General features: G+C 54.3%; 26 protein-coding genes. 18 read left to right on the top strand and 8 right to left on the bottom strand.

Going from position 1 to position 26991, the window contains the following annotated elements:
- The first annotated feature begins 185 nt into the window (after window positions 1-185).
- From ispU to tilS, 15 genes are all read left to right on the top strand, one after another.
- Complete coding sequence (ispU, locus tag ACJ69_RS13195) at window positions 186-944, top strand: (2E,6E)-farnesyl-diphosphate-specific ditrans,polycis-undecaprenyl-diphosphate synthase (RefSeq protein WP_024907522.1); 759 nt, start codon at window positions 186-188, stop codon at window positions 942-944.
- 12 nt (window positions 945-956) lie between these two features.
- On the top strand, window positions 957-1814 hold the full coding sequence (gene cdsA / locus ACJ69_RS13190) for a phosphatidate cytidylyltransferase (RefSeq protein ID WP_023310457.1): 858 nt from the start codon (window positions 957-959) through the stop codon (window positions 1812-1814).
- A gap of 11 nt (window positions 1815-1825) precedes the next feature.
- Window positions 1826-3178 (top strand): sigma E protease regulator RseP, encoded by a 1353-nt coding sequence (gene rseP / locus ACJ69_RS13185; protein WP_023310458.1) that lies wholly within the window; start codon window positions 1826-1828, stop codon window positions 3176-3178.
- A gap of 29 nt (window positions 3179-3207) precedes the next feature.
- The gene (gene bamA / locus ACJ69_RS13180) at window positions 3208-5625 is read left to right on the top strand and encodes an outer membrane protein assembly factor BamA (RefSeq protein ID WP_029741201.1); all 2418 of its coding nucleotides are present in this window, start codon (window positions 3208-3210) and stop codon (window positions 5623-5625) included.
- 122 nt (window positions 5626-5747) lie between these two features.
- Window positions 5748-6242, top strand: a complete 495-nt coding sequence (gene skp, locus ACJ69_RS13175; protein ID WP_029741200.1) for a molecular chaperone Skp — start codon at window positions 5748-5750, stop codon at window positions 6240-6242.
- A gap of 3 nt (window positions 6243-6245) precedes the next feature.
- Window positions 6246-7271, top strand: a complete 1026-nt coding sequence (gene lpxD / locus ACJ69_RS13170) for a UDP-3-O-(3-hydroxymyristoyl)glucosamine N-acyltransferase (RefSeq protein ID WP_029741199.1) — start codon at window positions 6246-6248, stop codon at window positions 7269-7271.
- A 102-nt stretch (window positions 7272-7373) separates the two neighbouring features.
- Window positions 7374-7829 (top strand): 3-hydroxyacyl-ACP dehydratase FabZ, encoded by a 456-nt coding sequence (fabZ, locus tag ACJ69_RS13165; RefSeq protein WP_010426706.1) that lies wholly within the window; start codon window positions 7374-7376, stop codon window positions 7827-7829.
- Window positions 7830-7832: 3 nt separating this feature from the next.
- Window positions 7833-8621, top strand: a complete 789-nt coding sequence (gene lpxA, locus ACJ69_RS13160; protein ID WP_029741198.1) for an acyl-ACP--UDP-N-acetylglucosamine O-acyltransferase — start codon at window positions 7833-7835, stop codon at window positions 8619-8621.
- The gene (gene lpxB / locus ACJ69_RS13155; RefSeq protein ID WP_029741197.1) at window positions 8621-9769 is read left to right on the top strand and encodes a lipid-A-disaccharide synthase; all 1149 of its coding nucleotides are present in this window, start codon (window positions 8621-8623) and stop codon (window positions 9767-9769) included. Before lpxA ends, lpxB begins: the two co-directional genes overlap by 1 nt.
- Window positions 9766-10362, top strand: a complete 597-nt coding sequence (gene rnhB, locus ACJ69_RS13150; protein ID WP_024907528.1) for a ribonuclease HII — start codon at window positions 9766-9768, stop codon at window positions 10360-10362. Before lpxB ends, rnhB begins: the two co-directional genes overlap by 4 nt.
- Before the next feature lie 38 nt (window positions 10363-10400).
- On the top strand, window positions 10401-13883 hold the full coding sequence (dnaE, locus tag ACJ69_RS13145) for a DNA polymerase III subunit alpha (RefSeq protein WP_023334580.1): 3483 nt from the start codon (window positions 10401-10403) through the stop codon (window positions 13881-13883).
- A gap of 12 nt (window positions 13884-13895) precedes the next feature.
- Window positions 13896-14855 (top strand): acetyl-CoA carboxylase carboxyl transferase subunit alpha, encoded by a 960-nt coding sequence (accA, locus tag ACJ69_RS13140; RefSeq protein ID WP_008501895.1) that lies wholly within the window; start codon window positions 13896-13898, stop codon window positions 14853-14855.
- Between the two features lie 100 nt (window positions 14856-14955).
- Window positions 14956-17088: a lysine decarboxylase LdcC gene (locus tag ACJ69_RS13135; protein ID WP_059347159.1), complete on the top strand. Its 2133-nt coding sequence runs from the start codon at window positions 14956-14958 to the stop codon at window positions 17086-17088.
- A 65-nt stretch (window positions 17089-17153) separates the two neighbouring features.
- Entirely contained in the window at window positions 17154-17543 is a 390-nt protein-coding gene (locus ACJ69_RS13130) for a VOC family protein (RefSeq protein ID WP_029741193.1), read from the top strand.
- A 58-nt stretch (window positions 17544-17601) separates the two neighbouring features.
- Window positions 17602-18891, top strand: a complete 1290-nt coding sequence (gene tilS, locus ACJ69_RS13125; protein ID WP_059347158.1) for a tRNA lysidine(34) synthetase TilS — start codon at window positions 17602-17604, stop codon at window positions 18889-18891.
- Window positions 18892-18919: 28 nt separating this feature from the next.
- Here the strand turns inward: tilS and rof are convergent, their stop codons facing one another.
- On the bottom strand, window positions 18920-19180 hold the full coding sequence (gene rof, locus ACJ69_RS13120) for a Rho-binding antiterminator (protein ID WP_008501890.1): 261 nt from the start codon (window positions 19178-19180) through the stop codon (window positions 18920-18922).
- Window positions 19167-19367: a YaeP family protein gene (locus tag ACJ69_RS13115; RefSeq protein ID WP_008501889.1), complete on the bottom strand. Its 201-nt coding sequence runs from the start codon at window positions 19365-19367 to the stop codon at window positions 19167-19169. Before ACJ69_RS13115 ends, rof begins: the two co-directional genes overlap by 14 nt.
- 196 nt (window positions 19368-19563) lie before the next feature.
- On the opposite strand from ACJ69_RS13115, the gene ACJ69_RS13110 reads away from it, so the two are divergent.
- From ACJ69_RS13110 to nlpE, 3 genes are read left to right on the top strand one after another with little or no spacing between them, the layout of a single operon-like run.
- The gene (locus ACJ69_RS13110) at window positions 19564-20109 is read left to right on the top strand and encodes a YaeQ family protein (protein ID WP_033144678.1); all 546 of its coding nucleotides are present in this window, start codon (window positions 19564-19566) and stop codon (window positions 20107-20109) included.
- The gene (gene arfB, locus ACJ69_RS13105; RefSeq protein WP_059347157.1) at window positions 20106-20528 is read left to right on the top strand and encodes an alternative ribosome rescue aminoacyl-tRNA hydrolase ArfB; all 423 of its coding nucleotides are present in this window, start codon (window positions 20106-20108) and stop codon (window positions 20526-20528) included. Before ACJ69_RS13110 ends, arfB begins: the two co-directional genes overlap by 4 nt.
- 34 nt (window positions 20529-20562) lie before the next feature.
- Window positions 20563-21261: an envelope stress response activation lipoprotein NlpE gene (gene nlpE, locus ACJ69_RS13100; RefSeq protein ID WP_032660574.1), complete on the top strand. Its 699-nt coding sequence runs from the start codon at window positions 20563-20565 to the stop codon at window positions 21259-21261.
- 47 nt (window positions 21262-21308) lie between these two features.
- On the opposite strand, the gene proS is transcribed toward nlpE, so the two are convergent.
- From proS to metN, 6 genes are all read right to left on the bottom strand, one after another.
- Window positions 21309-23027, bottom strand: a complete 1719-nt coding sequence (gene proS / locus ACJ69_RS13095; RefSeq protein WP_023310473.1) for a proline--tRNA ligase — start codon at window positions 23025-23027, stop codon at window positions 21309-21311.
- A gap of 112 nt (window positions 23028-23139) precedes the next feature.
- Complete coding sequence (tsaA, locus tag ACJ69_RS13090; RefSeq protein WP_029741187.1) at window positions 23140-23847, bottom strand: tRNA (N6-threonylcarbamoyladenosine(37)-N6)-methyltransferase TrmO; 708 nt, start codon at window positions 23845-23847, stop codon at window positions 23140-23142.
- The gene (gene rcsF, locus ACJ69_RS13085; RefSeq protein WP_008501883.1) at window positions 23844-24248 is read right to left on the bottom strand and encodes an Rcs stress response system protein RcsF; all 405 of its coding nucleotides are present in this window, start codon (window positions 24246-24248) and stop codon (window positions 23844-23846) included. Before rcsF ends, tsaA begins: the two co-directional genes overlap by 4 nt.
- 106 nt (window positions 24249-24354) lie before the next feature.
- Complete coding sequence (metQ, locus tag ACJ69_RS13080) at window positions 24355-25170, bottom strand: methionine ABC transporter substrate-binding lipoprotein MetQ (RefSeq protein WP_014168729.1); 816 nt, start codon at window positions 25168-25170, stop codon at window positions 24355-24357.
- Window positions 25171-25210: 40 nt separating this feature from the next.
- Window positions 25211-25864 (bottom strand): methionine ABC transporter permease MetI, encoded by a 654-nt coding sequence (locus ACJ69_RS13075; protein ID WP_014168730.1) that lies wholly within the window; start codon window positions 25862-25864, stop codon window positions 25211-25213.
- Entirely contained in the window at window positions 25857-26888 is a 1032-nt protein-coding gene (gene metN, locus ACJ69_RS13070; protein WP_054829716.1) for a methionine ABC transporter ATP-binding protein MetN, read from the bottom strand. Before metN ends, ACJ69_RS13075 begins: the two co-directional genes overlap by 8 nt.
- Between the last annotated feature and the right edge of the window lie 103 nt (window positions 26889-26991).

Here is a 26991-nt window from a genome sequence, read left to right as displayed (position 1 = left end):
AAAGCAAGCACTAGTCGTCGTGCTATTTGTTAGCGTTGGGCTTCAGTGATATAGTCTGCGCCACCTAATCGCAGGTATTTGACTTAATGTGGTCAGGTGAGCCGTGGTTTGACACGGCTTTTTTATGTATAGGCTTCAGTATTCCTGAGTACCGTTAAATCCTTTTCAGGGACAAAAAACGCGTTATGTTGTCTGCGAATCAACCAATAAGCGAAAATTTGCCAGCTCATGGCTGCCGTCATGTAGCAATCATTATGGATGGCAATGGCCGCTGGGCGAAAAGACAAGGGAAGATACGAGCCTTTGGGCATAAAGCGGGGGCGAAATCCGTTCGCCGCGCCGTTTCTTTTGCCGCCAACAACGGCATTGATGCGTTAACGCTCTATGCTTTTAGCAGTGAAAACTGGAATCGACCTCTGCAGGAAGTGACTGCGTTGATGGAATTGTTTGTGTGGGCGCTAGACAGCGAAGTAAAAAGCCTGCACCGCCACAACGTCCGCCTGCGTATCATTGGCGATACCAGTCGTTTCAACTCACGTTTGCAGGAACGGATTCGTAAAGCAGAAGCGCTGACGGAAAATAATACCGGTCTTACGCTGAATATTGCGGCGAATTACGGCGGACGCTGGGATATTATCCAGGGCGTTCGGCATCTGGCCGAACAGGTTCAGGAAGGGCTGTTGAGACCCGACCAAATTGATGAAGAGGCGCTGAGCAAGCAAATCTGCATGAATGAACAGGCGCCAGTGGATTTGGTAATTAGGACAGGGGGGGAACATCGCATAAGTAACTTTTTGATATGGCAAATTGCCTATGCCGAACTTTACTTTACGGATGTTCTTTGGCCCGATTTTGATGAACAAGACTTTGAAGGTGCGCTGCATGCCTTTGCCAATCGAGAGCGTCGTTTCGGCGGCACCGAGCCTGGTGGCGACAAAGCCTGATGGGGGTAGCTTTTGCTGAAGTATCGCCTGATTTCCGCTTTTGTATTAATACCCATTGTCATTGCGGCGCTGTTTTTACTGCCCCCGGTGGGATTCGCTATTGTCACGCTGGTGGTGTGCATGCTCGCCGCGTGGGAATGGGGACAGTTTAGCGGCTTTACCTCGCGCACTCAGCGAGTATGGCTTGCGGTACTTTGTGGTTTTATCCTGGCCATAATGCTGTTTACGTTGCCTGAATATCACCATGATATTCATCAGCCCCTGGTTGCCGGTTCCTTGTGGATATCGTTGGCCTGGTGGGTTGCCGCGCTGTTGCTGGTTCTTTTTTATCCGGGTTCAGCGGCATTATGGCGTAATTCAAAAGTGCTGCGACTGATTTTTGGCTTGCTCACAATTATTCCTTTTTTCTGGGGTATGGTTGCGCTGCGAGCCTGGCACTACGACGAAAACCACTACAGCGGTGCGATCTGGCTGCTTTATGTGATGATTCTGGTCTGGGGGGCTGACTCCGGGGCCTATATGTTTGGTAAACTGTTTGGCAAACATAAGCTGGCACCGAAGGTTTCTCCGGGCAAAACCTGGCAAGGATTCATCGGCGGCCTGTTTACGGCAGCGATCATCTCCTGGGGCTACGGCGTCTGGGCAAATCTTGAAGTGGCACCGTCAATACTGCTGGTGTGCTCGATTTTTGCTGCGCTTGCCTCCGTGCTCGGTGATTTAACCGAAAGTATGTTTAAGCGTGAAGCAGGGATTAAGGACAGCGGACACCTGATTCCAGGGCATGGCGGTATACTGGATCGCATTGATAGCCTGACAGCGGCTGTTCCAGTGTTTGCGTGTTTGCTTTTACTGGTATTCGGGACGATTTAACGGAAGGTTTTATGCTGAGCATTCTCTGGAATCTGGCGGCGTTCATTGTTGCACTGGGTGTACTGATTACCGTGCATGAATTTGGCCATTTCTGGGTTGCTCGCCGCTGTGGCGTGCGCGTAGAGCGATTTTCCATCGGTTTTGGTAAATCACTCTGGACGCGCACCGACCGCCACGGCACGGAATTTGTCATCGCCCTTATCCCGCTGGGCGGCTACGTCAAAATGCTCGACGAACGCGTCGAGCCTGTCGCTCCTGAGCTGCGACACAGCGCATTCAACAATAAAACCGTTGGACAACGCGCCGCCATCATTGCTGCCGGACCGGTAGCCAACTTCATCTTTGCGATTTTCGCTTACTGGCTGGTGTTTATCATTGGCGTCCCTGGCGTGCGTCCGGTGGTGGGTGAAATTGCCCCTAACTCCATCGCGGCGAGTGCGCAAATTACATCCGGGATGGAACTTAAAGCGATTGATGGCATCGAAACCCCTGATTGGGATGCCGTGCGACTGCAGCTGGTAGCTAAAATTGGCGATCCGCAGACCACCATCAGCGTATCGCCGTTTGGTTCAGATACGCGTCAGGACAAAGTACTCGATTTACGTCACTGGCGTTTCGAGCCAGACAAAGAAGATCCCGTCGCTGCGCTGGGCATTCGTCCACGCGGTGCGCAGATTGAGCCGGTATTAGCCGAAGTTCAGGCAAATTCGGCGGCGAGCAAAGCGGGTTTGCAAGCGGGCGACAGGATCGTTAAAGTCGATGGTCAACCATTAACAGAGTGGATGACCTTTGTTACTCTGGTGCGCGATAATCCGGGAACGTCTCTCGCGCTGGAAGTTGAAAGGCAAGGCAGTCCGCTTTCGCTGACGCTGATCCCGGATACGAAGTCGGTCGGCAAAAAGGCAGAAGGGTTTGCAGGCGTTGTGCCAAAAGTGATCCCGCTGCCAGATGAGTACAAGACAATACGCCAGTATGGGCCGTTCAGCGCCATCCTTGAAGCCACGGATAAAACATGGCAACTGATGAAGCTGACGGTCAACATGTTGGGGAAATTGATAACCGGTGACGTAAAACTGAACAACCTCAGTGGGCCAATTTCGATTGCTCAGGGGGCTGGGATGTCAGCGGAATTCGGGGTGATTTACTATCTCATGTTCCTCGCGCTCATTAGCGTGAACCTTGGGATAATCAACCTGTTCCCGCTTCCCGTTTTAGACGGGGGTCATCTGCTGTTTTTAGCGATTGAAAAGCTAAAAGGCGGACCGGTATCCGAGCGAGTTCAAGACTTTAGTTATCGCATTGGCTCGATTTTGCTGGTGCTGTTAATGGGGCTTGCACTTTTCAATGATTTCTCTCGGTTGTAAGAGAGTGTTAGGAAGAACGCATAATAACGATGGCGATGAAAAAGTTGCTCATAGCGTCGCTGCTGTTTAGCAGCGCCACCGTATACGGTGCTGACGGGTTCGTAGTGAAAGACATTCATTTCGAAGGCCTCCAGCGTGTCGCCGTTGGTGCGGCCCTCCTCAGTATGCCTGTACGCCCCGGCGATACGGTTAATGATGATGATATCAGTAACACCATCCGTGCTCTGTTTGCCACCGGCAACTTTGAGGACGTCCGCGTCCTGCGCGATGGTGATACGCTGCTGGTACAGGTAAAAGAACGTCCGACGATCGCCAGTATCACTTTCTCCGGTAACAAGTCGGTGAAAGATGACATGCTCAAGCAGAACCTTGAAGCATCCGGTGTTCGTGTGGGTGAATCCCTGGACCGCACAACCCTTTCAGACATTGAAAAAGGTCTGGAAGACTTCTACTACAGCGTCGGTAAATACAGTGCCAGCGTGAAAGCGGTTGTCACTCCGCTGCCGCGCAACCGTGTTGACCTGAAGCTGGTCTTCCAGGAAGGTGTTTCTGCGAAGATCCAGCAGATCAACATTGTCGGCAACCACGCGTTCAGCACCGACGAACTGATCTCCACCTTCCAGCTGCGCGATGAAGTGCCATGGTGGAACGTGGTAGGCGATCGCAAATACCAGAAACAGAAACTGGCGGGCGACCTTGAAACCCTGCGCAGCTACTATCTCGATCGTGGCTATGCACGTTTCAACATCGACTCGACTCAGGTCAGTCTGACTCCGGACAAGAAAGGCATCTACATTACGGTTAACATCACTGAAGGCGAGCAGTACAAGCTTTCTGGTGTTGAAGTGAGTGGTAACCTTGCGGGGCATTCTGCTGAAATCGAATCGCTGACCAAAATTCAGCCGGGCGACCTGTACAGCGGTTCCAAAGTAACCAAAATGGAAGACAGCATTAAGAAGCTGCTCGGCCGCTATGGTTATGCCTATCCGCGCGTACAGACTCAGCCGGAAATCAATGACGCGGATAAAACCGTTAAGCTGCACGTGAATGTTGATGCGGGCAACCGTTTCTACGTGCGTAAGATCCGCTTCGTCGGTAACGACACTTCCAAAGATTCCGTTCTGCGTCGCGAAATGCGTCAGATGGAAGGCGCATGGTTGGGAAGCGACCTTGTTGATCAGGGTAAAGAGCGTCTGAACCGTCTGGGCTATTTTGAAACGGTGGATACCGATACCCAGCGCGTACCGGGCAGCCCGGATCAGGTTGATGTCGTATATAAAGTGAAAGAGCGCAACACCGGTAGCTTCAACTTCGGTGTGGGCTACGGTACTGAAAGTGGCGTCAGCTTCCAGGTCGGCGTGCAGCAGGATAACTGGCTGGGTACGGGTTACTCTGTCGGTATTAACGGCACCAAAAACGATTACCAGACCTACTCTGAGTTCTCTGTGACTAACCCATACTTCACCGTAGACGGTGTGAGCCTGGGCGGTCGTATCTTCTATAACGACTTTAAAGCAGATGACGCGGACCTGTCTTCATACACCAACAAAAGTTACGGTGTAGACGGTACGCTTGGCTTCCCGGTTAACGAATACAACACCCTGCGTGCAGGCTTGGGTTACGTGCATAACGACCTGTCCAACATGCAACCGCAGGTGGCGATGTGGCGTTATCTGGACTCTATCGGCCAGTCAACCAGTAAAAATGGTAATGACAATGGCTTCGCGGCGGATGACTTCACCTTTAACTACGGCTGGACCTATAACCGTCTCGACCGTGGTTACTTCCCAACGGAAGGTTCTCGCGTCAACCTGAACGGTAAAGTTACCGTGCCGGGTTCCGATAACGAGTTCTATAAGGTCACGCTGGATACCGCATCCTACTTCCCGATCGATGACGATCACAAGTGGGTGGTTCTGGGTCGTACCCGTTGGGGCTATGGTGATGGTCTGGGTGGCAAAGAACTGCCATTCTATGAAAACTTCTATGCGGGTGGCTCCAGCACCGTTCGTGGTTTCCAGTCCAACAACATTGGTCCTAAAGCGGTTTACTACGGCGGAAACGACAAAGATAACTGTAATAAGTCTTCCTCGTCCGAAGTCTGTAGCTCCAATGACGCGGTGGGCGGTAACGCCATGGCCGTTGCCAGCCTGGAGTTCATCACACCAACGCCGTTTATCAGTGATAAATACGCGAACTCGGTCCGTACGTCCTTCTTCTGGGATGCCGGTACCGTATGGGATACCAACTGGCAGAATACTGCCCAGATGCGCGCAGAAGGCATTCCTGACTACAGCGATCCGAGCAATATTCGCATGTCTGCCGGTATCGCATTACAATGGATGTCACCGCTGGGGCCGTTGGTCTTCTCCTACGCCCAGCCGTTTAAGAAATATGATGGAGATAAGTCGGAGCAATTCCAGTTTAACATTGGTAAAACCTGGTAATAATCCGCTGCAAAGGAATGCGTTGGCAGTGTAGCGCTGACAACTGGCGATCGGTAACACGGTCGCCTTGCCACGCAAAGAACGGTACCTTCTGGTGCCAATGGGATGGTAAGGAGTTAATTGTGAAAAAGTGGTTATTAGCTGCAGGTCTCGGTTTAGCGATGGCAACTTCTGCTCAGGCAGCAGACAAAATTGCAATCGTCAACATGGGTAATTTGTTCCAGCAGGTTGCACAGAAAACGGGTGTTTCTGCGACTCTGGAAAACGAATTCAAAGGCCGTGCAAGCGAACTGCAGGGTATGGAAAACGATCTTCAGTCCAAAATGCAGCGTCTGCAGCGTGATGGTTCTACCATGAAAGCAAGCGACCGCAGCAAGCTGGAAAAAGACGTAATGGCTCAGCGCCAGGCGTTCTCTCAGAAAGCGCAGGCTTTCGAGCAGGATCGTCAGCGTCGTTCTAACGAAGAACGCGGCAAGCTGGTGACTCGCATTCAGACCGCTGTTAAATCAGTGGCTGCCGATCAGAACATCGATCTGGTTGTTGATGCGAACGCTGTAGCTTTCAACGGCAGCGATGTTAAAGACATCACCGCTGATGTTCTGAAACAGGTTAAATAAGTAATGCCTTCAATTCGACTGGCTGATTTAGCTCAGCAGTTGGATGCAGAATTACACGGTGATGGCGATATCGTCATCACCGCTGTTGCGTCCATGCAATCTGCTAAAGCTGGCACGATTACCTTCATGGTAAGCCCTAAGTACCGTGAGCAACTGGCTCAATGCCAGGCGTCAGCTGTTGTTCTGACGCAGGACGATCTTCCATTTGCCACTGTAAGCGCGCTGGTAGTGAAAAACCCCTACCTGACGTATGCACGCATGGCTCAAATTCTTGATACTACGCCGCAGCCGGCCCAGGACATTGCTGCCAGTGCAGCGATTGACGCGACGGCCAGGCTTGGTAGCAACGTCGCCGTTGGCGCAAATGCGGTTATCGAATCCGGCGTAGTGCTGGGCGATAACGTCGTCATTGGCCCGGGCTGCTTCGTTGGGAAAAATACGAAAATCGGCGCCGGGACCCGTTTATGGGCCAATGTGTCCGTTTATCATGATGTTGAAATTGGCGAAAATTGTCTTGTCCAGTCCAGCACCGTGATTGGTTCTGACGGCTTTGGTTACGCTAACGATCGCGGTAACTGGGTTAAGATCCCGCAGCTTGGTCGCGTTATTATTGGCGATCGCGTAGAGATCGGCGCCTGTACCACCATTGACCGTGGCGCGCTTGACGACACGATCATTGGCAATGGTGTTATCATCGATAACCAGTGCCAGATTGCACATAACGTTGTGATTGGCGACAATACCGCGGTTGCGGGTGGCGTCATCATGGCAGGCAGCCTGAAAATTGGCCGTTATTGCATGATTGGCGGCGCGAGCGTGATTAATGGCCATATGGAAATATGCGACAAGGTCACTGTGACGGGAATGGGCATGGTAATGCGTCCTATCACTGAACCTGGCGTCTATTCCTCAGGTATTCCGCTACAACCCAACAAGGTATGGCGTAAAACAGCAGCTCTGGTGATGAATATTGATGATATGAGCAAGCGCCTCAAGTCTCTTGAGCGTAAGATCGATCAACAAGATTAAGCGTCATCCGTTGAACGCTATTTTTCCCGGCCTGTCGGCTTTCTAATAAACCGGCAGGCCGTGTTATTATTGTTATCAGTACATTTTGACAGGAAGAGTATTTTGACTACTGACACTCATACTCTGCATATTGAAGAGATTTTAGAACTTCTGCCGCACCGCTACCCGTTTCTGCTGGTAGACCGTGTGCTGGATTTTGAAGAAGGTCGTTTTCTGCGCGCAGTGAAAAATGTTTCCGTGAACGAGCCGTTTTTCCAGGGGCACTTCCCTGGTAAGCCTATCTTCCCGGGTGTGTTGATTCTGGAAGCGATGGCTCAGGCTACCGGTATTCTGGCGTTTAAAAGCGTCGGCAAACTGGAGCCAGGTGAGCTGTATTACTTCGCGGGTATCGATGAAGCGCGCTTTAAGCGCCCTGTCGTGCCTGGTGATCAGATGATCATGGAAGTCACTTTTGAAAAAACGCGTCGTGGCCTGACTCGCTTCAAAGGCGTAGCGCTGGTTGACGGCAAAGTTGTTTGCGAAGCGACCATGATGTGTGCTCGTAGCCGGGAGTCCTGATACGTGATTGATAAATCCGCCTTTATTCATCCTACCGCTATTGTGGAAACCGGTGCCATCATTGGCGCTAACGTCCACGTTGGCCCGTTTTGTATTGTTGGACCCCATGTCGAAATTGGTGAGGGTACAGTACTGAAATCTCACGTTGTGGTGAATGGTCACACGACCATTGGCTGCAATAACGAGATCTATCAGTTCGCCTCCATCGGCGAAGTTAACCAGGATCTGAAATATGCTGGTGAGTCGACCCGTCTGGAAATTGGCGATCGTAACCGTATTCGCGAAAGCGTCACCATTCATCGTGGAACAGTACAGGGTGGTGGGTTGACGAAGGTGGGCAGCGATAACCTGTTTATGGTTAATGCGCATATCGCGCACGACTGTACCGTGGGTGACCGCTGTATTCTTGCCAACAACGCAACGCTGGCAGGACACGTATCGGTTGATGACTTCGCAATTATTGGCGGCATGACCGCAGTCCATCAGTTCTGCATCATTGGTGCGCACGTGATGGTAGGCGGTTGCTCCGGTGTGGCGCAGGACGTTCCACCGTATGTGATTGCGCAGGGCAACCATGCCACGCCGTTTGGCGTGAACATCGAAGGCCTCAAGCGTCGTGGTTTTAGTCGCGAAGCGATTACTGCCATCCGCAACGCGTACAAACTGCTGTACCGTAGCGGTAAAACGCTGGAAGAGGCGAAGCCGGAAATTGCCGAGCTGGCGAATAAGCACCCGGAAGTGAACGCGTTCATGGAATTCTTTGACCGTTCAACAAGGGGTCTGATTCGTTAATGGTCGACAGTCGTCCGCTTACGATAGCCCTGGTCGCCGGAGAAACCTCCGGCGATATTCTTGGTGCCGGTCTCATCCGCGCGCTTAAGGCGCGTGTACCCAATGCTCGCTTTGTCGGCGTTGCTGGCCCGCTGATGCAGGCCGAAGGCTGTGAAGCCTGGTATGAAATGGAAGAGCTCGCCGTGATGGGCATCGTTGAGGTGCTGGGACGGCTACGCCGTTTGCTGCACATCCGTGCCGATCTCACCCGCCGCTTTACCGAACTCAAACCCGATGTGTTTGTCGGTATCGATGCGCCTGATTTCAACATTACCCTCGAAGGGAATCTGAAAAAGCAGGGTATCAAAACGATTCACTACGTCAGTCCGTCCGTCTGGGCGTGGCGACAGAAACGCGTTTTCAAAATCGGACGGTCCACCAACCTGGTGCTGGCTTTCCTGCCTTTCGAAAAAGCGTTTTACGACAGATTTAATGTTCCGTGCCGTTTTATCGGTCATACCATGGCGGATGCGATGCCATTGGAACCGGATAAAAACGCGGCGCGCGACGCGTTGGGCATCCCGCATGATGTGCACTGTCTGGCACTGCTGCCAGGCAGCCGTGGCGCAGAAGTTGAGATGTTGAGCGCCGATTTTCTCAAAACAGCGCAAATTCTTCGCCAGACCTATCCGGATCTTGAAGTGGTTGTTCCGCTGGTAAATGCCAAACGCCGCGAGCAGTTTGAGCGCATCAAAGCGGAAGTCGCCCCGGATCTTCACGTCCGTCTTCTGGACGGGAAAGGGCGGGAAGCGATGTATGCGAGCGATGCCGCGCTGCTGGCCTCCGGTACGGCGGCGCTGGAATGTATGCTGGCGAAATGCCCTATGGTGGTCGGTTATCGCATGAAGCCGTTCACCTTCTGGCTGGCAAAACGTCTGGTGAAAACGGATTATGTCTCCCTGCCAAACCTGCTTGCCGGGCGCGAGCTGGTGAAAGAGCTGCTGCAGGACGAGTGCCAGCCGCAGGCGCTCGCCGATGCGCTACTGCCGCTGCTCGCCAACGGCAAGACCAGCCACCAGATGCACGATACCTTCCGCGAACTGCATCAACTGATCCGCTGTAATGCTGATGAGCAAGCGGCTGATGCGGTGCTGGAGCTAGCAAAATGATGGAATTTGTTTATCCTCACACTCGCCTTGTGGCGGGCGTGGACGAAGTGGGTCGTGGCCCGTTGGTCGGGGCCGTGGTGACTGCCGCGGTGATCCTCGATCCGGCTCGCCCGATTATCGGGCTGAACGACTCTAAAAAATTGTCTGAAAAGCGCCGTCTGGCGCTGTTTAGTGAGATTCAGGAGAAGGCGCTGGCCTGGAGCCTGGGGCGCGCTGAACCGCATGAAATAGACGAGCTGAATATTTTGCATGCCACGATGCTGGCGATGCAGCGTGCGGTAGCAGGCCTGAAAATTTCCCCGGAATATGTCCTGATTGACGGCAACCGCTGTCCGGCATTGCCCATGCCTTCAATGGCGGTCGTCAAAGGCGATAGCCGGGTCGCAGAAATTAGCGCAGCTTCTATTATTGCCAAAGTGACGCGCGACGCCGAAATGGCCGCGCTGGATCTCACTTACCCTCAGTATGGTTTCGCCCAGCATAAGGGGTATCCTACACCTTTCCATCTGGAAAGGCTGGCTGAACATGGCGCAACCGAACACCACCGGCGCAGTTTTGGCCCGGTTAAGCGCGCGCTGGGACGGGTGTCCTGAATCAATACGCAAGCAATTAAGTAACGCGGAATCTGAAGATGGCTGAACCACGTTTCGTACACCTGCGGGTGCATAGCGACTACTCCATGATCGATGGGCTGGCGAAGACCGGGCCGCTGGTAAAAAAGGCGGCCTCCCTTGGCATGCCCGCGCTGGCGATCACCGATTTTACCAACCTGTGTGGCCTGGTGAAGTTCTACGGAACGGCGCACGGCGCGGGAATAAAGCCCATCGTCGGGGCGGATTTTCATGTGCAGAGCGATCTCATCGGCGATGAAATGACGCAAATCTCCGTGCTGGCGATGAACAACACGGGCTATCAAAACCTCACTCTGCTTATCTCAAAAGCCTACCAGCGCGGATACGGTGCGCTGGGCCCGTGGATCGACCGCGACTGGCTGGCTGAACTCAACGAAGGGCTGCTGCTGATCTCCGGTGGCCGTATGGGCGATGTCGGTAAATGCCTGCTGCGCGGCAATAGCGCGCTGGTGGATCAATGCGTCTCGTTCTATGAAGAGTATTTCCCGGATCGTTATTATCTGGAGCTGATCCGCACCGGTCGCCAGGACGAAGAAAACTATCTGCATGCGGCGGTCGCACTTGCGGAAGAACGCGGGCTGCCGGTCGTCGCGACAAACGATGTGCGGTTCCTCGAGCCGGGAGATTTTGACGCTCACGAAATTCGCGTGGCGATCCACGATGGCTTCACGCTCGACGATCCGAAACGACCGCGTAATTACTCCGCTCAGCAGTACATGCGCAGCGAGGAGGAGATGTGTGAACTCTTCTCCGATATCCCTGAAGCGCTGGAAAACAGCGTAGAGATCGCCAAGCGCTGTAACGTTACCGTTCGCCTCGGCGAATACTTCCTGCCGCAGTTCCCGACGGGTGATATGACCACGGAAGATTTCCTGGTCGTGAAATCAAAAGAAGGTCTGGAAGAGCGTCTGGAATTCCTGTTCCCGGATGAGGCCGTTCGCAAAGAGAAGCGGCCGCCGTACGATGAGCGCCTGGATATTGAACTCCAGGTAATCAACCAGATGGGCTTCCCGGGCTACTTCCTGATCGTAATGGAGTTTATCCAGTGGTCGAAGGATAACGGCGTACCGGTCGGACCGGGACGTGGCTCCGGTGCAGGCTCGCTTGTGGCCTATGCGCTTAAAATTACCGACCTCGATCCGCTGGAATTCGACCTGCTGTTCGAACGTTTCCTTAACCCGGAACGTGTTTCCATGCCCGACTTTGACGTCGACTTCTGCATGGAGAAACGTGACCAGGTGATCGAGCACGTCGCCGATATGTACGGCCGTGATGCGGTATCGCAGATTATTACGTTCGGTACGATGGCGGCGAAGGCGGTTATCCGCGACGTTGGTCGCGTGCTGGGCCACCCGTACGGGTTTGTCGATCGTATTTCTAAGCTGGTGCCGCCCGATCCGGGCATGACGCTGGCAAAAGCGTTTGAAGCCGAACCTCAGCTACCGGAAATCTACGAAGCCGACGAAGAAGTCAAAGCGCTGATCGACATGGCGCGCAAGCTGGAAGGCGTCACGCGTAACGCCGGCAAGCATGCGGGGGGCGTGGTTATCGCCCCGACCAAAATTACCGACTTCGCGCCGCTCTACTGTGATGAAGCGGGTGAGCATCCGGTTACTCAGTTTGATAAGAACGATGTGGAATACGCCGGGCTGGTGAAGTTTGACTTCCTCGGCCTGCGTACGCTGACGATCATCGACTGGGCGCTGAAGATGATCAACCCGCGCCGGGAAAAGCAGGGCCTTGAGCCGATAGACATTGCCGCCATCCCGCTGGATGACAAGAAAAGTTTCGACATGCTGCAGCGCTCGGAGACGACTGCCGTCTTCCAGCTTGAATCCCGCGGCATGAAAGACCTGATTAAACGTCTGCAGCCCGACTGCTTCGAAGATATGATCGCACTGGTCGCCCTGTTCCGTCCGGGCCCACTGCAGTCAGGGATGGTAGATAACTTTATCGACCGTAAGCACGGTCGCGAAGAGATTTCTTACCCGGACGTTCAGTGGCAGCATGAAAGCCTGAAGCCGGTACTGGAACCAACCTACGGCATTATCCTGTATCAGGAACAGGTCATGCAGATTGCTCAGGTGCTTTCCGGCTATACGCTCGGCGGCGCGGACATGCTGCGTCGTGCGATGGGTAAGAAAAAGCCGGAAGAGATGGCCAAGCAGCGTTCCATCTTTGAAGACGGGGCGAAGAAAAACGGCGTTGACGGCGAGCTGGCGATGAAAATCTTCGACCTGGTGGAGAAATTCGCCGGGTACGGATTTAACAAATCTCACTCCGCCGCCTATGCTTTGGTGTCGTATCAAACGCTGTGGCTGAAAGCGCACTATCCTGCTGAATTTATGGCGGCGGTAATGACGGCCGATATGGACAACACCGAGAAGGTGGTTGGCCTGGTGGACGAGTGCTGGCGCATGGGCCTTAAGATCCTGCCGCCGGATATTAACTCAGGGCTTTACCACTTCCACGTCAACGACGACGGAGAGATCGTTTACGGGATCGGCGCGATCAAAGGCGTGGGCGAAGGTCCGATCGAGGCGATCATCGAAGCGCGTAACAACGGCGGGTATTTCCGCGAGCTGTTCGATCTTTGCGCCCGTACCGACACCAAAAAACTGAACCGTCGCGTGCTGGAAAAACTGATCATGTCCGGCGCGTTTGACAGACTGGGGCCGCACCGCGCCGCGCTGATGAACTCGCTGGGCGACGCGCTGAAAGCGGCGGATCAGCATGCAAAAGCGGAAGCCATTGGTCAGGCGGATATGTTCGGGGTGCTGGCGGAAGAGCCAGAGCAGATCGAGCAATCTTATTCCAACTGCCAGCCGTGGCCAGAACAGGTGGTACTGGATGGGGAGCGTGAGACGTTAGGCTTGTACCTGACGGGGCACCCGATCAACCAGTACATCAAAGAAATTGAGCGCTATGTCGGCGGCCACAGGCTTAAAGACATGCATCCGACAGAACGTGGTAAAATCACCACGGCTGCGGGGCTCGTGATTGCCGCAAGGGTTATGGTCACCAAGCGCGGCAATCGTATCGGCATCTGTACGCTGGATGACCGTTCCGGGCGTCTGGAGGTGATGTTGTTCACCGACGCGCTGGATAAATACCAGCAATTGCTGGAAAAAGACCGCATACTTATCGTCAGCGGACAGGTCAGCTTTGATGACTTCAGTGGGGGGCTTAAAATGACCGCCCGCGAAGTGATGGACATTGACGAAGCCCGGGAAAAATATGCTCGCGGGCTTGCTATCTCGCTGACGGACAGGCAAATTGATGACCAGCTTTTAAACCGACTCCGTCAGTCTCTGGAACCCCACCGCTCGGGGACAATTCCAGTACATCTCTACTATCAGAGGGCGGATGCACGCGCGCGGTTGCGCTTTGGTGCAACGTGGCGTGTCTCTCCGAGCGATCGTTTACTGAACGATCTCCGTGGCCTCATTGGTTCGGAGCAGGTGGAACTGGAGTTTGACTAATACAGGAATACTATGAGTCTGAATTTCCTTGATTTCGAACAGCCGATTGCTGAGCTGGAAGCGAAAATCGATTCTCTGACAGCGGTAAGCCGTCAGGATGAAAAACTGGATATTAACATCGACGAAGAAGTGCATCGTCTGCGCGAGAAAAGCGTAGAGCTGACGCGCAAAATCTTTGCCGATCTCGGCGCATGGCAGGTGGCCCAGCTGGCTCGCCATCCACAGCGTCCGTACACCCTGGATTATGTCCGCCTGGCGTTTGACGAATTTGACGAACTGGCAGGCGATCGCGCATACGCTGACGATAAAGCTATCGTTGGCGGTATCGCGCGTCTGGACGGACGCCCGGTGATGATCATTGGTCATCAGAAAGGTCGTGAAACCAAAGAGAAAATCCGTCGTAACTTCGGTATGCCTGCACCAGAAGGCTACCGCAAAGCCCTGCGCCTGATGGAGATGGCTGAGCGTTTCAACATGCCAATCATCACCTTCATCGACACCCCGGGTGCATACCCTGGCGTGGGCGCGGAAGAGCGCGGTCAGTCTGAAGCCATCGCGCGCAACCTGCGCGAGATGTCTCGTCTGAAGGTGCCGGTCATCTGTACCGTTATCGGTGAGGGTGGTTCCGGCGGTGCGCTGGCGATTGGCGTGGGCGATAAAGTGAATATGCTGCAGTACAGCACCTATTCCGTTATCTCTCCGGAAGGCTGCGCATCCATTCTGTGGAAAAGCGCCGACAAAGCGCCGCTGGCTGCAGAAGCCATGGGCATCATTGCGCCACGCCTGAAAGAGCTTAAGCTGATCGACTCTATCATCCCGGAACCGCTGGGTGGTGCGCATCGTAAGCCGGAAGTAATGGCGGCTTCTCTGAAAGCGCAGCTGCTGGCTGACCTTGCAGATCTGGATGTGCTGAGCAAAGAAGATCTGCTCAACCGTCGTTACCAGCGTCTGATGACCTACGGTTACGCGTAAGCTTCACAATTATCTGAAAAGCCGCACAATGTTGCGGCTTTTTTTATACCTGCGGTTTAGCCGGACTATGCTTAGCTAATGTTTTTTAGGGAGGAAGCCCATGAATATCATTGCCATTATGGGGCCGCACGGCGTCTTTTATAAAGATGAGCCAATTAAGGAGCTGGAGCAAGCCCTGCAGTCGCGCGGGTATCAGCTAATCTGGCCGCACAACAGTGCCGACCTGCTGAAGTTCATCGAGCATAACCCGCGTATCTGCGGCGTGATCTTCGACTGGGACGAATACGATCTCGAACTGTGCAGCGATATCAACAAGCTGAACGAATACCTCCCGCTGTACGCGTTTATTAATACTCACTCAACCATGGACGTCAGCGCCAATGATATGCGTATGGCGCTGTGGTTCTTTGAATATTCGCTCGGCGTGGCTGAAGATATTGCGACCCGAATTCAGCAATATACCGGTGAATATCTCGATAACATCACTCCACCGTTTACTCGCGCGCTCTTCACCTACGTGAAGGAGGGCAAATATACCTTCTGTACGCCAGGTCATATGGCGGGAACGGCCTATCAAAAAAGCCCGGCGGGCTGCCTGTTCTATGATTTCTTCGGTGGCAACACGCTGAAAGCGGACGTGTCGATTTCAGTCACCGAACTAGGCTCTCTGCTGGATCACACCGGCCCGCATCTTGAAGCCGAAGAGTATATCGCCCGTACCTTTGGCGCCGAGCAGAGCTATATGGTGACCAACGGCACTTCGACCTCGAACAAAATCGTCGGGATGTACGCTGCGCCTGCTGGCAGCACCTTGCTGATTGACCGTAACTGCCATAAATCGCTGGCACACCTGCTGATGATGAGCGACGTCGTACCGCTCTGGCTGTCGCCCACGCGTAACGCGCTCGGTATTCTTGGGGGTATTCCGCGCCGGGAGTTCACCCATGACGCCATTGAACGTAAGGTTGCGGCAATTCCTGGCGCAAGCTGGCCTGTCCATGCGGTGATCACCAACTCCACCTACGACGGTCTGCTGTACAACACGAACTGGATCAAACAGACGCTGGATGTGCCGTCGATCCACTTCGATTCCGCATGGGTGCCGTACACCAATTTCCATCCGATTTACGCCGGCAAAAGCGGCATGAGCGGTGAACGCGTGCCGGGGAAAGTGTTCTTCGAAACGCAGTCGACCCATAAAATGCTCGCGGCGTTTTCTCAGGCTTCGCTTATTCACATCAAAGGCGAGTACGACGAAGACACGTTCAACGAAGCCTTTATGATGCATACCACCACCTCACCGAGCTATCCGCTGGTAGCCTCCATAGAAACGGCCGCAGCGATGCTGCGCGGCAATCCGGGCAAACGACTCATCAACCGTTCGGTAGAACGCGCGCTGCATTTCCGCAAAGAGGTGCAGCGGCTGAAAGATGAAGCCGACGGCTGGTTCTTTGATATCTGGCAGCCGGAAGAGATTGATGAAGCAGAATGCTGGCCCGTCTCGCCCGGAGAAGACTGGCATGGCTTCCGGGATGCCGATAGCGACCATATGTTCCTCGACCCGGTAAAAGTGACGATCCTGACGCCGGGCATGGATGAGCAGGGCAAGATGAGCGATGAAGGTATTCCGGCCGCGCTGGTCGCGAAATTCCTTGATGAACGTGGCGTGGTGGTGGAGAAAACCGGTCCCTATAACCTGCTGTTCCTGTTCAGCATCGGGATCGACAAAACCCGCGCGATGGGGCTGTTGCGCGGCCTGATGGAGTTTAAGCGCGCCTACGATCTCAACCTGCGGGTGAAGAATATGCTGCCGGATCTTTACGCGGAAGATCCTGACTTCTATCGAAATATGCGCATTAAGGATCTGGCCCAGGGGATCCACAGGCTGATCCGTCAGCACGATCTGCCGCGTCTGATGCTTCAGGCGTTCGATGTCTTACCGGAGATGAAGTTTACCCCGCACAAGGCATGGCAGCGCCAGGTGAAAGGGGAGGTCGAAACCGTCGAGCTGGAAAACCTGGTCGGGCGCGTATCGGCTAACATGATCCTGCCTTACCCGCCGGGCGTTCCGCTCCTGATGCCGGGAGAGATGATTACCGAAGAGAGTCGGGCCGTGCTCGATTTCCTGCTGATGCTCTGTTCGGTAGGACGCCACTATCCCGGTTTTGAGACGGATATCCACGGCGCGAAGCGCGACGAGAACGGCGTTTACTGGGTGCGAGTCCTAAAATAAGGGTGACCGCTTGCCAGGTGCGGGTTTTCGGTTGTAACGTTCAGGCATCATAAAAAGGAGAAGCTATGCTGGGTTTAAAACAGGTTCATCATATTGCGATCATTGCGACCGACTACGCGAAAAGTAAGGCCTTCTACTGCGACATCCTCGGCTTTACGCTCATGAGCGAGGCCTACCGCGAGGAGCGTGACTCCTGGAAGGGCGACCTGGCGTTAAACGGGCAATATGTGATTGAGCTGTTCTCTTTTCCTTTTCCGCCTGCGCGTCCGTCCCGCCCGGAAGCCTGTGGCCTGCGTCATCTTGCCTTCAGCGTCGATGACCTGGATAGCGCCGTCAAACATCTGGAAGCGCACGGCGTGACGTGCGAAGCGATACGCGTCGATCCGTTCACCGACAAGCGTTTTACCTTTTTCAACGATCCGGACGGCCTGCCGCTGGAGCTTTATCAGCAGTAATGATTGTCCTGTGTGATAATGCCCGCTCAGTTCGGGCATTTTTTATGTGTAATCTCCTATGACCTTACCCGCTATCGCACAAGCCGTTTCACCGTACCGCCAGCTGCTGGTGGGGTTTAGCGGTGGCCTGGATTCTACCGTGTTGCTGCATCGCCTTAAGCGCTGGCGCGATCGGGAACCTGACGTCCAGCTTCGGGCGATGCATGTTCACCACGGATTAAGTCCTCACGCAGAGGCGTGGGTGGCGCACTGCGAAGCCTTGTGTGCGGCCTGGGCGATCCCGCTCATCGTTGAGCGCGTCACGCTTGCGGAGGAAGGGCTGGGCATCGAGGCGCAGGCGCGTAAAGCCCGCTATGCTGCATTTGCCGGGGCATTACGTCCTGGAGAAGCGCTGGTCACGGCCCAGCATCTGGACGATCAGTGTGAAACCTTTCTGCTGGCCCTTAAGCGGGGTAGCGGGCCGGCGGGGCTTTCTGCCATGCCGGCGCGTTCTGAATTTGCCGGCACAACGTTACTGCGTCCGCTGCTTGGCGAGACGCGTGCCTCACTGGAAAACTGGGCGCGAGAACATCAGCTGAACTGGATCGAAGATGAGAGTAACCAGGATGACGGCTATGACCGTAACTTCCTGCGCCTGCGCGTCCTCCCGCTTTTAGGCGAGCGCTGGCCGCATTTCGCCGACGCGACGGCAAGAAGCGCCATGCTGTGCGCCGAACAGGAGTCGTTGCTGGATGAGCTGTTGAGCGACGAGCTGGCTGGACTCATTTCTGCCGACGGGGCGTTGGCGATCGCACCGATGAAAGCGATGAGCCCGGTACGTCGCGCCGCACTGCTACGACGCTGGCTGGCCTTTCATCGCGCCGCGATGCCGTCGCGGACAATGCTGAGCCGTATCTGGGACGAAGTCGCAATGGCGCGGGATGATGCTTCCCCGTGCGTCCATCTGAACGGTTTTGAGGTGAGACGCTATAAGGGGGAAATCTGGTGGATAAAATCCACGCCCTCGCTGACCGATGTGGTGCTCGACTGGCTTTCTCCTGACGCACCGCTGCCATTGCCCTGCGAGGCAGGACGCGTTTCTCTCCTGCCGTCTGGTCATGTGCGGCTGCCGAAGCCCGGTGAACCGGTTACCGTGCGCTTTAAGGCTGGCGGCATGCTGCATATCGTCGGGCGCAACGGGGGACGGAAGCTGAAGAAAATATGGCAGGAGTGTAACGTGCCGCCCTGGCTGCGCGACACCACGCCGCTACTGTTCTACGGTGAAACGCTTATCGCTGCGGCAGGGGTTTTCATCACGGAAGAGGGGTGGTCAGAAGAGGGTGTCCGTTTTGAGTGGCAGAAAGCGTAACGGGCAGCCAGGCTGCCCGTTAATGTCATCAGGATTCGCTCACCACGACGGTGCCGATTTGCGGGTGGCTGAAGCTGGCTATTTTGTCCAGACGCAGCTCACGCGTCGCACCGGCGTCTTCCACTATCAGGTATTCCACATTCTTTCGTGAAACCAGATCGCTGGCTTTCGCCTTCAACACTTCGCCATCTTTTAGCTCCAGCGTCAGTAATAAATGATGCTGGCAGGCGAGTTCGAGGTTGTCATAGTCATCACAATTGATGGGTTGATAAGTATCATTCATCGACATAATCGCTCACCAGTAAATTCGCCGCAGCATACGCTGCTTTTTCCCTGACCGACTCTGAAAGGCTCTCATCAGAGGCCACTTCATTAAGCACTTTCAATACACAGCCCAACGCGTCCGGGACATACCCCAGATCTCCGCTGGCGATTTCCGCATACCGTTTGCGAATTAACTCACAATAATTATTCACATCCCCTCCCGCCAGCGCACTGACTTACTGTGAGATATCATTAAGCCTACGAAGATAAACTCGGTTTAGCAAGGTGACTATACCATACTCATTTAAGCAATATCAGAGCCTTGATTGCGGTGTATTTAACACCCTGTAACAGCCTTTTGCCGCGGTTTTCGCTACAATGTGCGCCTGATTCGAATGGAGTTCTCTCATGGCGCTGAAAGCGACAATTTATAAAGCAGTGGTCAATGTGGCCGATCTGGATCGCAACCAGTTCCTCGACGCGTCGCTTACGCTGGCACGCCACCCCTCCGAAACCCAGGAGCGCATGATGCTGCGCTTGCTGGCGTGGATTAAGTATGCCGACGAGCGCCTGCAGTTTTCCCGTGGGTTAAGCGCAGAAGACGAGCCTGAAGCCTGGCTGCGCAACGATCATCTGGGTATCGATTTGTGGATCGAACTCGGCCTGCCGGACGAGCGCAGAATTAAGAAGGCCTGCACCCAGTCCGCTGAAGTGGCCTTATTCGCGTATAATCAGCGCGCTGCGGAGATCTGGTGGCAGCAAAACAAGAGCAAGTGCGGACAGTTTAAAAATCTCACGGTCTGGTATCTGGATGATGAGCAGCTGGCGCAGTTGAGCGAATTTGCCAGCCGGACCATGGTTTTGCAGGCGACGATTCAGGATGGCGCCATCTGGCTCTCTGATTCTCAGAATAATCTGGAAATTCATTTAACGGCGTGGCAACCCGCGTCATGATCGTCTTGTCCCGAAACGTCAGCATCCCTGACGGCGAGCTGGAGATCACCGCCATCCGTGCGCAGGGGGCTGGCGGGCAGCACGTCAACAAGGCGTCGACGGCTATCCATTTGCGTTTTGACATTCGGGCCTCAAGCCTGCCAGAGTATTATAAAGAAAGCCTGCTTGCCGCCAGTCATCACCTGATCACCAGCGATGGCGTGATTGTGATCAAAGCCCAGGAGTACCGCAGCCAAGAGCTCAACCGGGAAGCGGCGCTGGCCAGGCTGGTGGCGGTCATCAAAGAGCTAACGGCAGTACAAAAAAGCCGCCGGGCAACGCGGCCGACTCGCGCATCGAAAGAGCGTCGGTTGTCCTCGAAGGCCCAAAAATCCACAGTGAAAGCACTACGCGGTAAAGTTCGTCGCCCGACAGAGTGACGAAAGGGAACACACTTTTCATAAGGAATTCATTGTGAAAAAAGTATTATGGTCAGCGCTGGCAGCGAGTACGCTGTTTGCGCTTTTTGGGTGTAACAACCGCTCCGAAACGCAGGTTTTACAACCCACGCAAACGGAAGAATTAAAACCAATGCAGCAAAGCTGGCGCGGCGTATTGCCTTGCGCGGACTGCGAAGGCATTGAAACGTCTCTGTTCCTGCAAAAAGACGGCACCTGGGTGATGAATCAGCGCTATCAGGGCGCTAAAGAGCCTTCTTCTTTTGCAACTTATGGAACATGGGCGCGTACGGCGGAGAAGCTGGTTCTGACGGATACCACCGGTGAGAAAACCTTTTTCCGCGCCAAAGGTGAGGGGATGGAGATGCTTGACCGCGAAGGCAACCCGATTGAATCCCAGTTCAACTACACGCTTGCGCCGGTAAAAGCGGCTCTGCCTGCCACGCCGATGGCAATGCGGGGGATGTACTTCTATATGGCGGATGCGGCGATCTTTACCGACTGCGCAACCGGCAGGAAGGTCAGCGTGGCAAACAATGCGCAGCTTGAACGTGATTACGCTGTGGCACGCGGCAATGACAGCAAGCCGGTATTGCTGACGGTTGACGGTCACTTTACGCTGGAGCCAAACCCGGATAGCGGGGAGATGGTGAAAACGCTGGTGGCAGATAAAGACGCGAAGTTTGTTGCGGGTAAAGACTGTAACAGTAAATAAGCTGACGCTGAGTCATTAAAAAACCCCGCCTGAGCGGGGTTTTTTGTTTAGCCTTTGATGGCTTTCACCAGGTAATCAAGAATGTCGCCGGTCTTGATCATCTGTTTTTCGCCGCTGCGACGGTATTTGTATTCAATCTCATCGCTGTCGAGGTTACGGTCGCCGATGACGACGGTGTGCGGGATACCGATCAGTTCCATATCGGCGAACATTACGCCCGGACGCTCTTTACGGTCATCCATCAGCACTTCGATACCCTGTGCGCGCAGCTCGGCATACAGCTTCTCGGCCAGCTCCTGCACGCGGTAAGACTTGTGCATGTTCATTGGCAGAATGGCTACCTGGAACGGCGCAATATTGTCCGGCCAGACGATGCCGCGTTCGTCGTAGTTCTGCTCAATTGCCGCAGCTACCACGCGCGTCACCCCAATACCGTAGCAACCCATGGTCAGGATCTGGTTACGGCCATCTTCACCCTGAACAGCGGCGTTCAGCGCGCGAGAGTATTTATCGCCCAGCTGGAAGATGTGACCGACTTCGATGCCGCGCTTAATCATCAGGGTACCCTGACCGTCCGGGCTTGGATCGCCTGCAACCACGTTACGGATGTCAGCCACTTCCGGCGTCGCCACGTCGCGATCCCAGTTGATGCCGAAGTAATGTTTACCGTCGATGTTCGCACCTGCAGAGAAGTCGCTCATTGCAGCAACCGTGCGGTCAATAACAACCGGCACCGGCAGGTTGACTGGACCCAGTGAACCTGGACCCGCATTCACCACGGCGCGGATTTCCGCTTCCGTTGCGAAGGTCAGCGGGCTGGCTACCTGCGGCAGCTTCTCGGCTTTCACTTCGTTCAGCTCATGATCGCCACGCACCAGCAGGGCAACCAGCGGGTAAGCGCTACCTTCGGTGGATTTCACCAGCAGCGTTTTTACGGTTTTTTCGACAGGCAGACTGAACTGCTCAACCAGCTCGGCAATGGTTTTCGCGTTTGGCGTATCAACCAGCGTCATCTCTTGCGTTGCCGCGCCGCGCGGCTCTTTTGGTGCCAGCGCTTCTGCAAATTCGATATTCGCCGCGTAGTCTGAAGAGTCAGAGAAGATCACATCGTCTTCACCGCTCTGTGCCAGTACCTGGAACTCATGGGATGCGCTACCGCCGATGGAGCCGGTATCAGCCTGCACAGCACGGAAATCCAGACCCATGCGGGAGAAGATTTTGCTGTAAGCCGCGTACATTGCGTCGTAAGTCTCTTGCAGTGATTCCTGAGAGGTATGGAAAGAGTAGGCATCTTTCATCAGGAATTCGCGAGAGCGCATAACGCCGAAACGTGGGCGAACTTCGTCACGGAACTTGGTCTGGATCTGGAAGAAGTTCAGCGGCAGCTGTTTGTAAGAGCTCAGCTCATTACGAATCAGGTCGGTAATGACTTCTTCATGCGTTGGGCCGAGAACGAAAGGACGCTCGCCGCGATCGACAAAGCGCAGCAGTTCAGGACCATATTGTTCCCAACGGCCGCTCTCCTGCCACAGGTCAGCGGGCTGAACCACAGGCATGGACACCTCGATAGCACCTGCGTTGTTCATCTCTTCACGCACGATGTTTTCGACTTTTTTCAGGACGCGCACGCCGGTCGGCAGCCAGGTGTATAACCCGGAGGCCAGCTTGCGGATCATCCCGGCGCGCAGCATCAGCTGATGGCTGATCACTTCGGCGTCGGCAGGCGTCTCCTTCAGAGTGGAGAGCAGATATTGGCTAGTACGCATGTTGTTACGGTTCCATTTCGACGATTGGAACAGGCTGAAACACCAGCCTGACACAAAAAAAGTGGTTTAGTTTACCAGTGTGGCAAAGATGCCAAAAGAGAGGAGAACAAAATTACCTGGGTTCAAGGGCAAACACTTCAAAACCTGCCCCGGTGACGCGCCAGCGAACGTTGAAATCGAACAGCCAGACGGCGTACGTTTTTCCTTCTTCCTCTTCTTTACGGTAGGCCGGACGAGGGTCCTGTGCCAGAACTTCAGTGATGAAATCCTGTAAGCGAGGATAGCGTTTCTCCAGCTGACCGAGCTGCGCGGTTATCTCTGGCGTAAAATAAACAGGCATGTCCGCCTGCGGTGCGTCCTGAGCATAACTTGCACGGGCGTCCGGGAGGGCTTCGGCGAAGGGCAAATAGGGTTTGATGTCGATTACCGGCGTGCCGTCTACCAGGTCCAGGCTACCTAACTCCAGTATCACCCGATCTTTCTGGCAGCGTATGCCTTTCAGTTCAACCAGCGACATGCCAACCGGGTTTGGGCGGAAGGTCGAGCGAGTCGCAAACACGCCCATTCTCGCATTTCCGCCAAGACGAGGAGGGCGCACGGTAGGACGCCAGCCGCCTTCCATCGTCTGGTGAAACACGAACACCACCCATAAATGGCTGAAAGCCTCGAGCCCGCGTACCGCATCGGCCTGATTGTAAGGCGCAATCAGGTGAAGCTCACCGCTTCCGCTGGTCACAAGACCGGGCTGGCGGGGGACGGCGAACTTCTCTTTATAAGGAGAGTGGATAACGCCTATCTGCTCGAACTGAAATGCACTCATTTCGCCGTGATGTTCAGCGCAGAACCGATGCAAACCGCCTGACGATAGCAGCCCGGCGTGCCGCTGGTGACTTCGCAGCTGTGCAGCAGAACCGCGTTGGCTTTCATTTTTGCGGCATTAATCTGCATGCGTTTACGCGCTGTCGGAATATTCGGTGGTGAGTCCTGATTGGTCGCCTGACAGGATTCGCCGCTCACTTCGCCCAGTTCACGGAACGGTTTACCGACGAGTTCGTCTGCTTTCGTGATAATGCGAACCGGCGCAGGGCGAACCACTTTCGGTTTCGCAGGCTCGGTTTTTGGCGGGGTTGCCGTGCTTTGAACAGGTTCAACGGGAGATCTGCTTAGCATAGAACAGCCGCTCAGCATGAGTGCTAAAAGACAGATCGGTAAAGCACGCATAATAGTTCCTCAATGGATAATCAAAACGTCAGATATTGAATCAGTTGACTGCACAAATGACAAGACGGGCATAAGCCCGTCCTGATGATATTACACTGAGGTGAGATTACCAGCCTTTAACAGCGCCGCCGTTAAACACTTTGTTGGCTTCCTGGTAAACTTCATCAGACTGATAAGCCTGAACGAATTTCTTCACGTTTTCCGCGTCCTTGTTGTCTTCGCGAGTCACGATCAGGTTAACGTACGGGGAGTCTTTATCTTCTACGAAGATACCGTCTTTGGCTGGCGTCAGGCCAATCTGGCTGGCGTAAGTGGTGTTGATAACGGCCAGGGCAATCTGCGCATCGTCCAGAGAACGTGGCAGCTGCGGTGCTTCCAGTTCAACAATTTTCAGATTTTTCGGGTTCTCGGTGACATCCAGAACGGTTGGCAGCAGGCCAACACCGTCTTTCAGTTTGATCAGGCCCACTTTCTGCAGCAGCAGCAGGGAACGACCAAGGTTGGTTGGGTCATTAGGCACGGCAACCTGAGAGCCCGGCTGCAGCTCGTCCAGAGATTTAATTTTCTTAGAGTAACCGGCAATTGGATAAACGAAGGTGTTACCGACGCCCACCAGTTTATAGCCGCGATCTTTGATCTGCTGATCCAGGTATGGCTTATGCTGGAAGGCGTTAGCATCGATATCGCCTTTGCTCAGCGCTTCGTTCGGCAGAACGTAATCGTTGAAGGTCACCAGCTCAACGTCCAGGCCATACTTCTCTTTCGCCACTTTCTGAGCAACTTCAGCAACCTGTTGTTCTGCACCCACGATAACGCCCACTTTAATGTGGTTTGGATCTTTTTCGTCCTGACCGCAACCCACCAGTGCCAGAGAGCCGATCAGCGCGCCTACTGCTGCAAAGGTCTTTAATTTAAACGCCATGTTTTATCCTTAACTCGTAGAGTTTGTGTTGTGTGTAACGTTATTTGTGAGTAACGGTCCGGACGATGCGATCGCCAGAGAACTGGATTAAATAAACCAGAACAACCAGCAATACCAGAACGGTATTCATCACGGTAGCGTTATATCCAATATAGCCGTACTGGTAACCAATCTGGCCTAAACCGCCAGCGCCAACTGCGCCACCCATTGCGGAATAACCGACCAGCGTGATGAGCGTGATGGTTGCCGCGTTCACCAGGCCCGGCAGTGCTTCCGGGAGCAGAACTTTGCGGACGATCTGCATCGGCGTTGCGCCCATCGCGCGGGAAGCCTCAATCAGACCTGTCGGGATTTCCAGCAGGGCATTTTCCACCATACGGGCGATAAACGGTGCTGCGCCTACGGTCAGCGGAACGATGGCCGCCTGCAGACCGATAGACGTTCCGACGATCACGCGGGTAAACGGAATCATCCACACCAGCAGAATAATGAAGGGAATAGAACGGAAGATGTTCACCAGCGCAGAGAGCGTACGGTACAGTTTCGCGTTCTCAATGATTTGACCCGGACGCGTCACGTACAGCAATACGCCGACCGGCAGGCCAATCACAAAACCAAAGAAGCCAGAGACAAAGGTCATTGCCAGCGTTTCCCAAACGCCGCGAACCAGCAGCCACATCATCGGCTCAGACATAACCCAGTACCTCTACTTTTACATGGTGTTCTTGCAGCCAGGCAATCGCGGCCTGGGTTTCTTCTTCTGTGCCGTGCATTTCTGTCAGCATGATGCCGAACTTCACGCCACCGGCGTAATCCATCTGCGCGCTGATGATGTTGTTGTTCACGTTAAAGCGACGCGCGGTTTCGGAAAGCAGGGGAGCGTCAACGGACTGACCGGTGAACTCCATGCGCAGCATCGGGACGCTGTCTGCCGTCGGTTCGGTTTTCAAACGCTCCAGATAATCTTCCGGAATATCCAGATGCAGCGTGGACTGGATGAACTGCTGTGCCAGAGGCGTCTTCGGATGCGAAAACACTTCACTTACCGTGTCCTGCTCGATCAGTTCACCGTTGCTGATGACCGCCACGCAGTCGCAGATGCGTTTCACCACGTCCATCTCATGTGTAATAAGGAGGATCGTCAGGCCCAGGCGACGGTTAATGTCTTTCAGCAATTCCAGAATTGAACGTGTGGTTGCCGGATCCAGTGCGCTGGTGGCTTCATCGCACAGCAGTACCTTAGGGTTGCTTGCCAGCGCGCGGGCAATGGCCACACGCTGCTTTTGCCCACCGGACAGATTGGCCGGGTAGCTATCATGCTTGTCGCCCAGACCCACGAGGTCGAGCAGCTCGGTAACGCGACGCTTCACTTCTTCTTTCGGCGTGTTATCCAGCTCAAGCGGCAGGGCAACGTTGCCGAACACGGTGCGGGAGGCCAGCAGGTTAAAGTGCTGGAAGATCATGCCAATCTGACGACGCGCTTTGGTGAGTTCTTTCTCTGAGAGGGCGGTAAGTTCCTGGCCGCCAACTTCTACGCTGCCCTGGGTTGGGCGCTCAAGCAGGTTAACACAACGAATCAGCGTGCTTTTACCTGCACCCGATGCGCCAATGACGCCATAAATTTGACCAGCAGGAACATGCAGGCTGACGTTGTTCAGCGCCTGAATGGTTCGGTTCCCCTGCTGGAACACTTTGGTGATATTGGAAAGTTTAATCATTAGATTATTTTTATCGTATGTAAGTTAGCCGTGGCATTTTCTTCTGCCAGATACGGGTGATGACCGTAAACAAAACGGATGTTAAGGCATCCAGACGTCTAAA

The sequence above is a fragment of the Enterobacter asburiae genome, assembly GCF_001521715.1.
In the GTDB taxonomy this organism is placed as follows: Bacteria; Pseudomonadota; Gammaproteobacteria; order Enterobacterales; family Enterobacteriaceae; genus Enterobacter; species Enterobacter asburiae.
This window is presented reverse-complemented; position numbering and strand designations above follow the sequence as displayed.

Excerpts from the sequence above, each read along its gene's own strand:
- lpxD (WP_029741199.1), top strand. The coding sequence starts at position 6,246 with ATGCCTTCAATTCGACTGGCTGATTTAGCTCAGCAGTTGGATGCAGAA.
- accA (WP_008501895.1), top strand. The coding sequence starts at position 13,896 with ATGAGTCTGAATTTCCTTGATTTCGAACAGCCGATTGCTGAGCTGGAA.
- arfB (WP_059347157.1), top strand. The coding sequence starts at position 20,106 with ATGATCGTCTTGTCCCGAAACGTCAGCATCCCTGACGGCGAGCTGGAG.
- ACJ69_RS13110 (WP_033144678.1), top strand. The coding sequence starts at position 19,564 with ATGGCGCTGAAAGCGACAATTTATAAAGCAGTGGTCAATGTGGCCGAT.
- metQ (WP_014168729.1), bottom strand. The coding sequence starts at position 25,170 with ATGGCGTTTAAATTAAAGACCTTTGCAGCAGTAGGCGCGCTGATCGGC.
- ACJ69_RS13130 (WP_029741193.1), top strand. The coding sequence starts at position 17,154 with ATGCTGGGTTTAAAACAGGTTCATCATATTGCGATCATTGCGACCGAC.
- ACJ69_RS13075 (WP_014168730.1), bottom strand. The coding sequence starts at position 25,864 with ATGTCTGAGCCGATGATGTGGCTGCTGGTTCGCGGCGTTTGGGAAACG.
- metN (WP_054829716.1), bottom strand. The coding sequence starts at position 26,888 with ATGATTAAACTTTCCAATATCACCAAAGTGTTCCAGCAGGGGAACCGA.
- ACJ69_RS13135 (WP_059347159.1), top strand. The coding sequence starts at position 14,956 with ATGAATATCATTGCCATTATGGGGCCGCACGGCGTCTTTTATAAAGAT.
- tsaA (WP_029741187.1), bottom strand. The coding sequence starts at position 23,847 with ATGAGTGCATTTCAGTTCGAGCAGATAGGCGTTATCCACTCTCCTTAT.
- bamA (WP_029741201.1), top strand. The coding sequence starts at position 3,208 with ATGGCGATGAAAAAGTTGCTCATAGCGTCGCTGCTGTTTAGCAGCGCC.
- rnhB (WP_024907528.1), top strand. The coding sequence starts at position 9,766 with ATGATGGAATTTGTTTATCCTCACACTCGCCTTGTGGCGGGCGTGGAC.
- proS (WP_023310473.1), bottom strand. The coding sequence starts at position 23,027 with ATGCGTACTAGCCAATATCTGCTCTCCACTCTGAAGGAGACGCCTGCC.
- dnaE (WP_023334580.1), top strand. The coding sequence starts at position 10,401 with ATGGCTGAACCACGTTTCGTACACCTGCGGGTGCATAGCGACTACTCC.
- tilS (WP_059347158.1), top strand. The coding sequence starts at position 17,602 with ATGACCTTACCCGCTATCGCACAAGCCGTTTCACCGTACCGCCAGCTG.
- lpxB (WP_029741197.1), top strand. The coding sequence starts at position 8,621 with ATGGTCGACAGTCGTCCGCTTACGATAGCCCTGGTCGCCGGAGAAACC.
- rseP (WP_023310458.1), top strand. The coding sequence starts at position 1,826 with ATGCTGAGCATTCTCTGGAATCTGGCGGCGTTCATTGTTGCACTGGGT.
- rof (WP_008501890.1), bottom strand. The coding sequence starts at position 19,180 with ATGTCGATGAATGATACTTATCAACCCATCAATTGTGATGACTATGAC.
- rcsF (WP_008501883.1), bottom strand. The coding sequence starts at position 24,248 with ATGCGTGCTTTACCGATCTGTCTTTTAGCACTCATGCTGAGCGGCTGT.
- ispU (WP_024907522.1), top strand. The coding sequence starts at position 186 with ATGTTGTCTGCGAATCAACCAATAAGCGAAAATTTGCCAGCTCATGGC.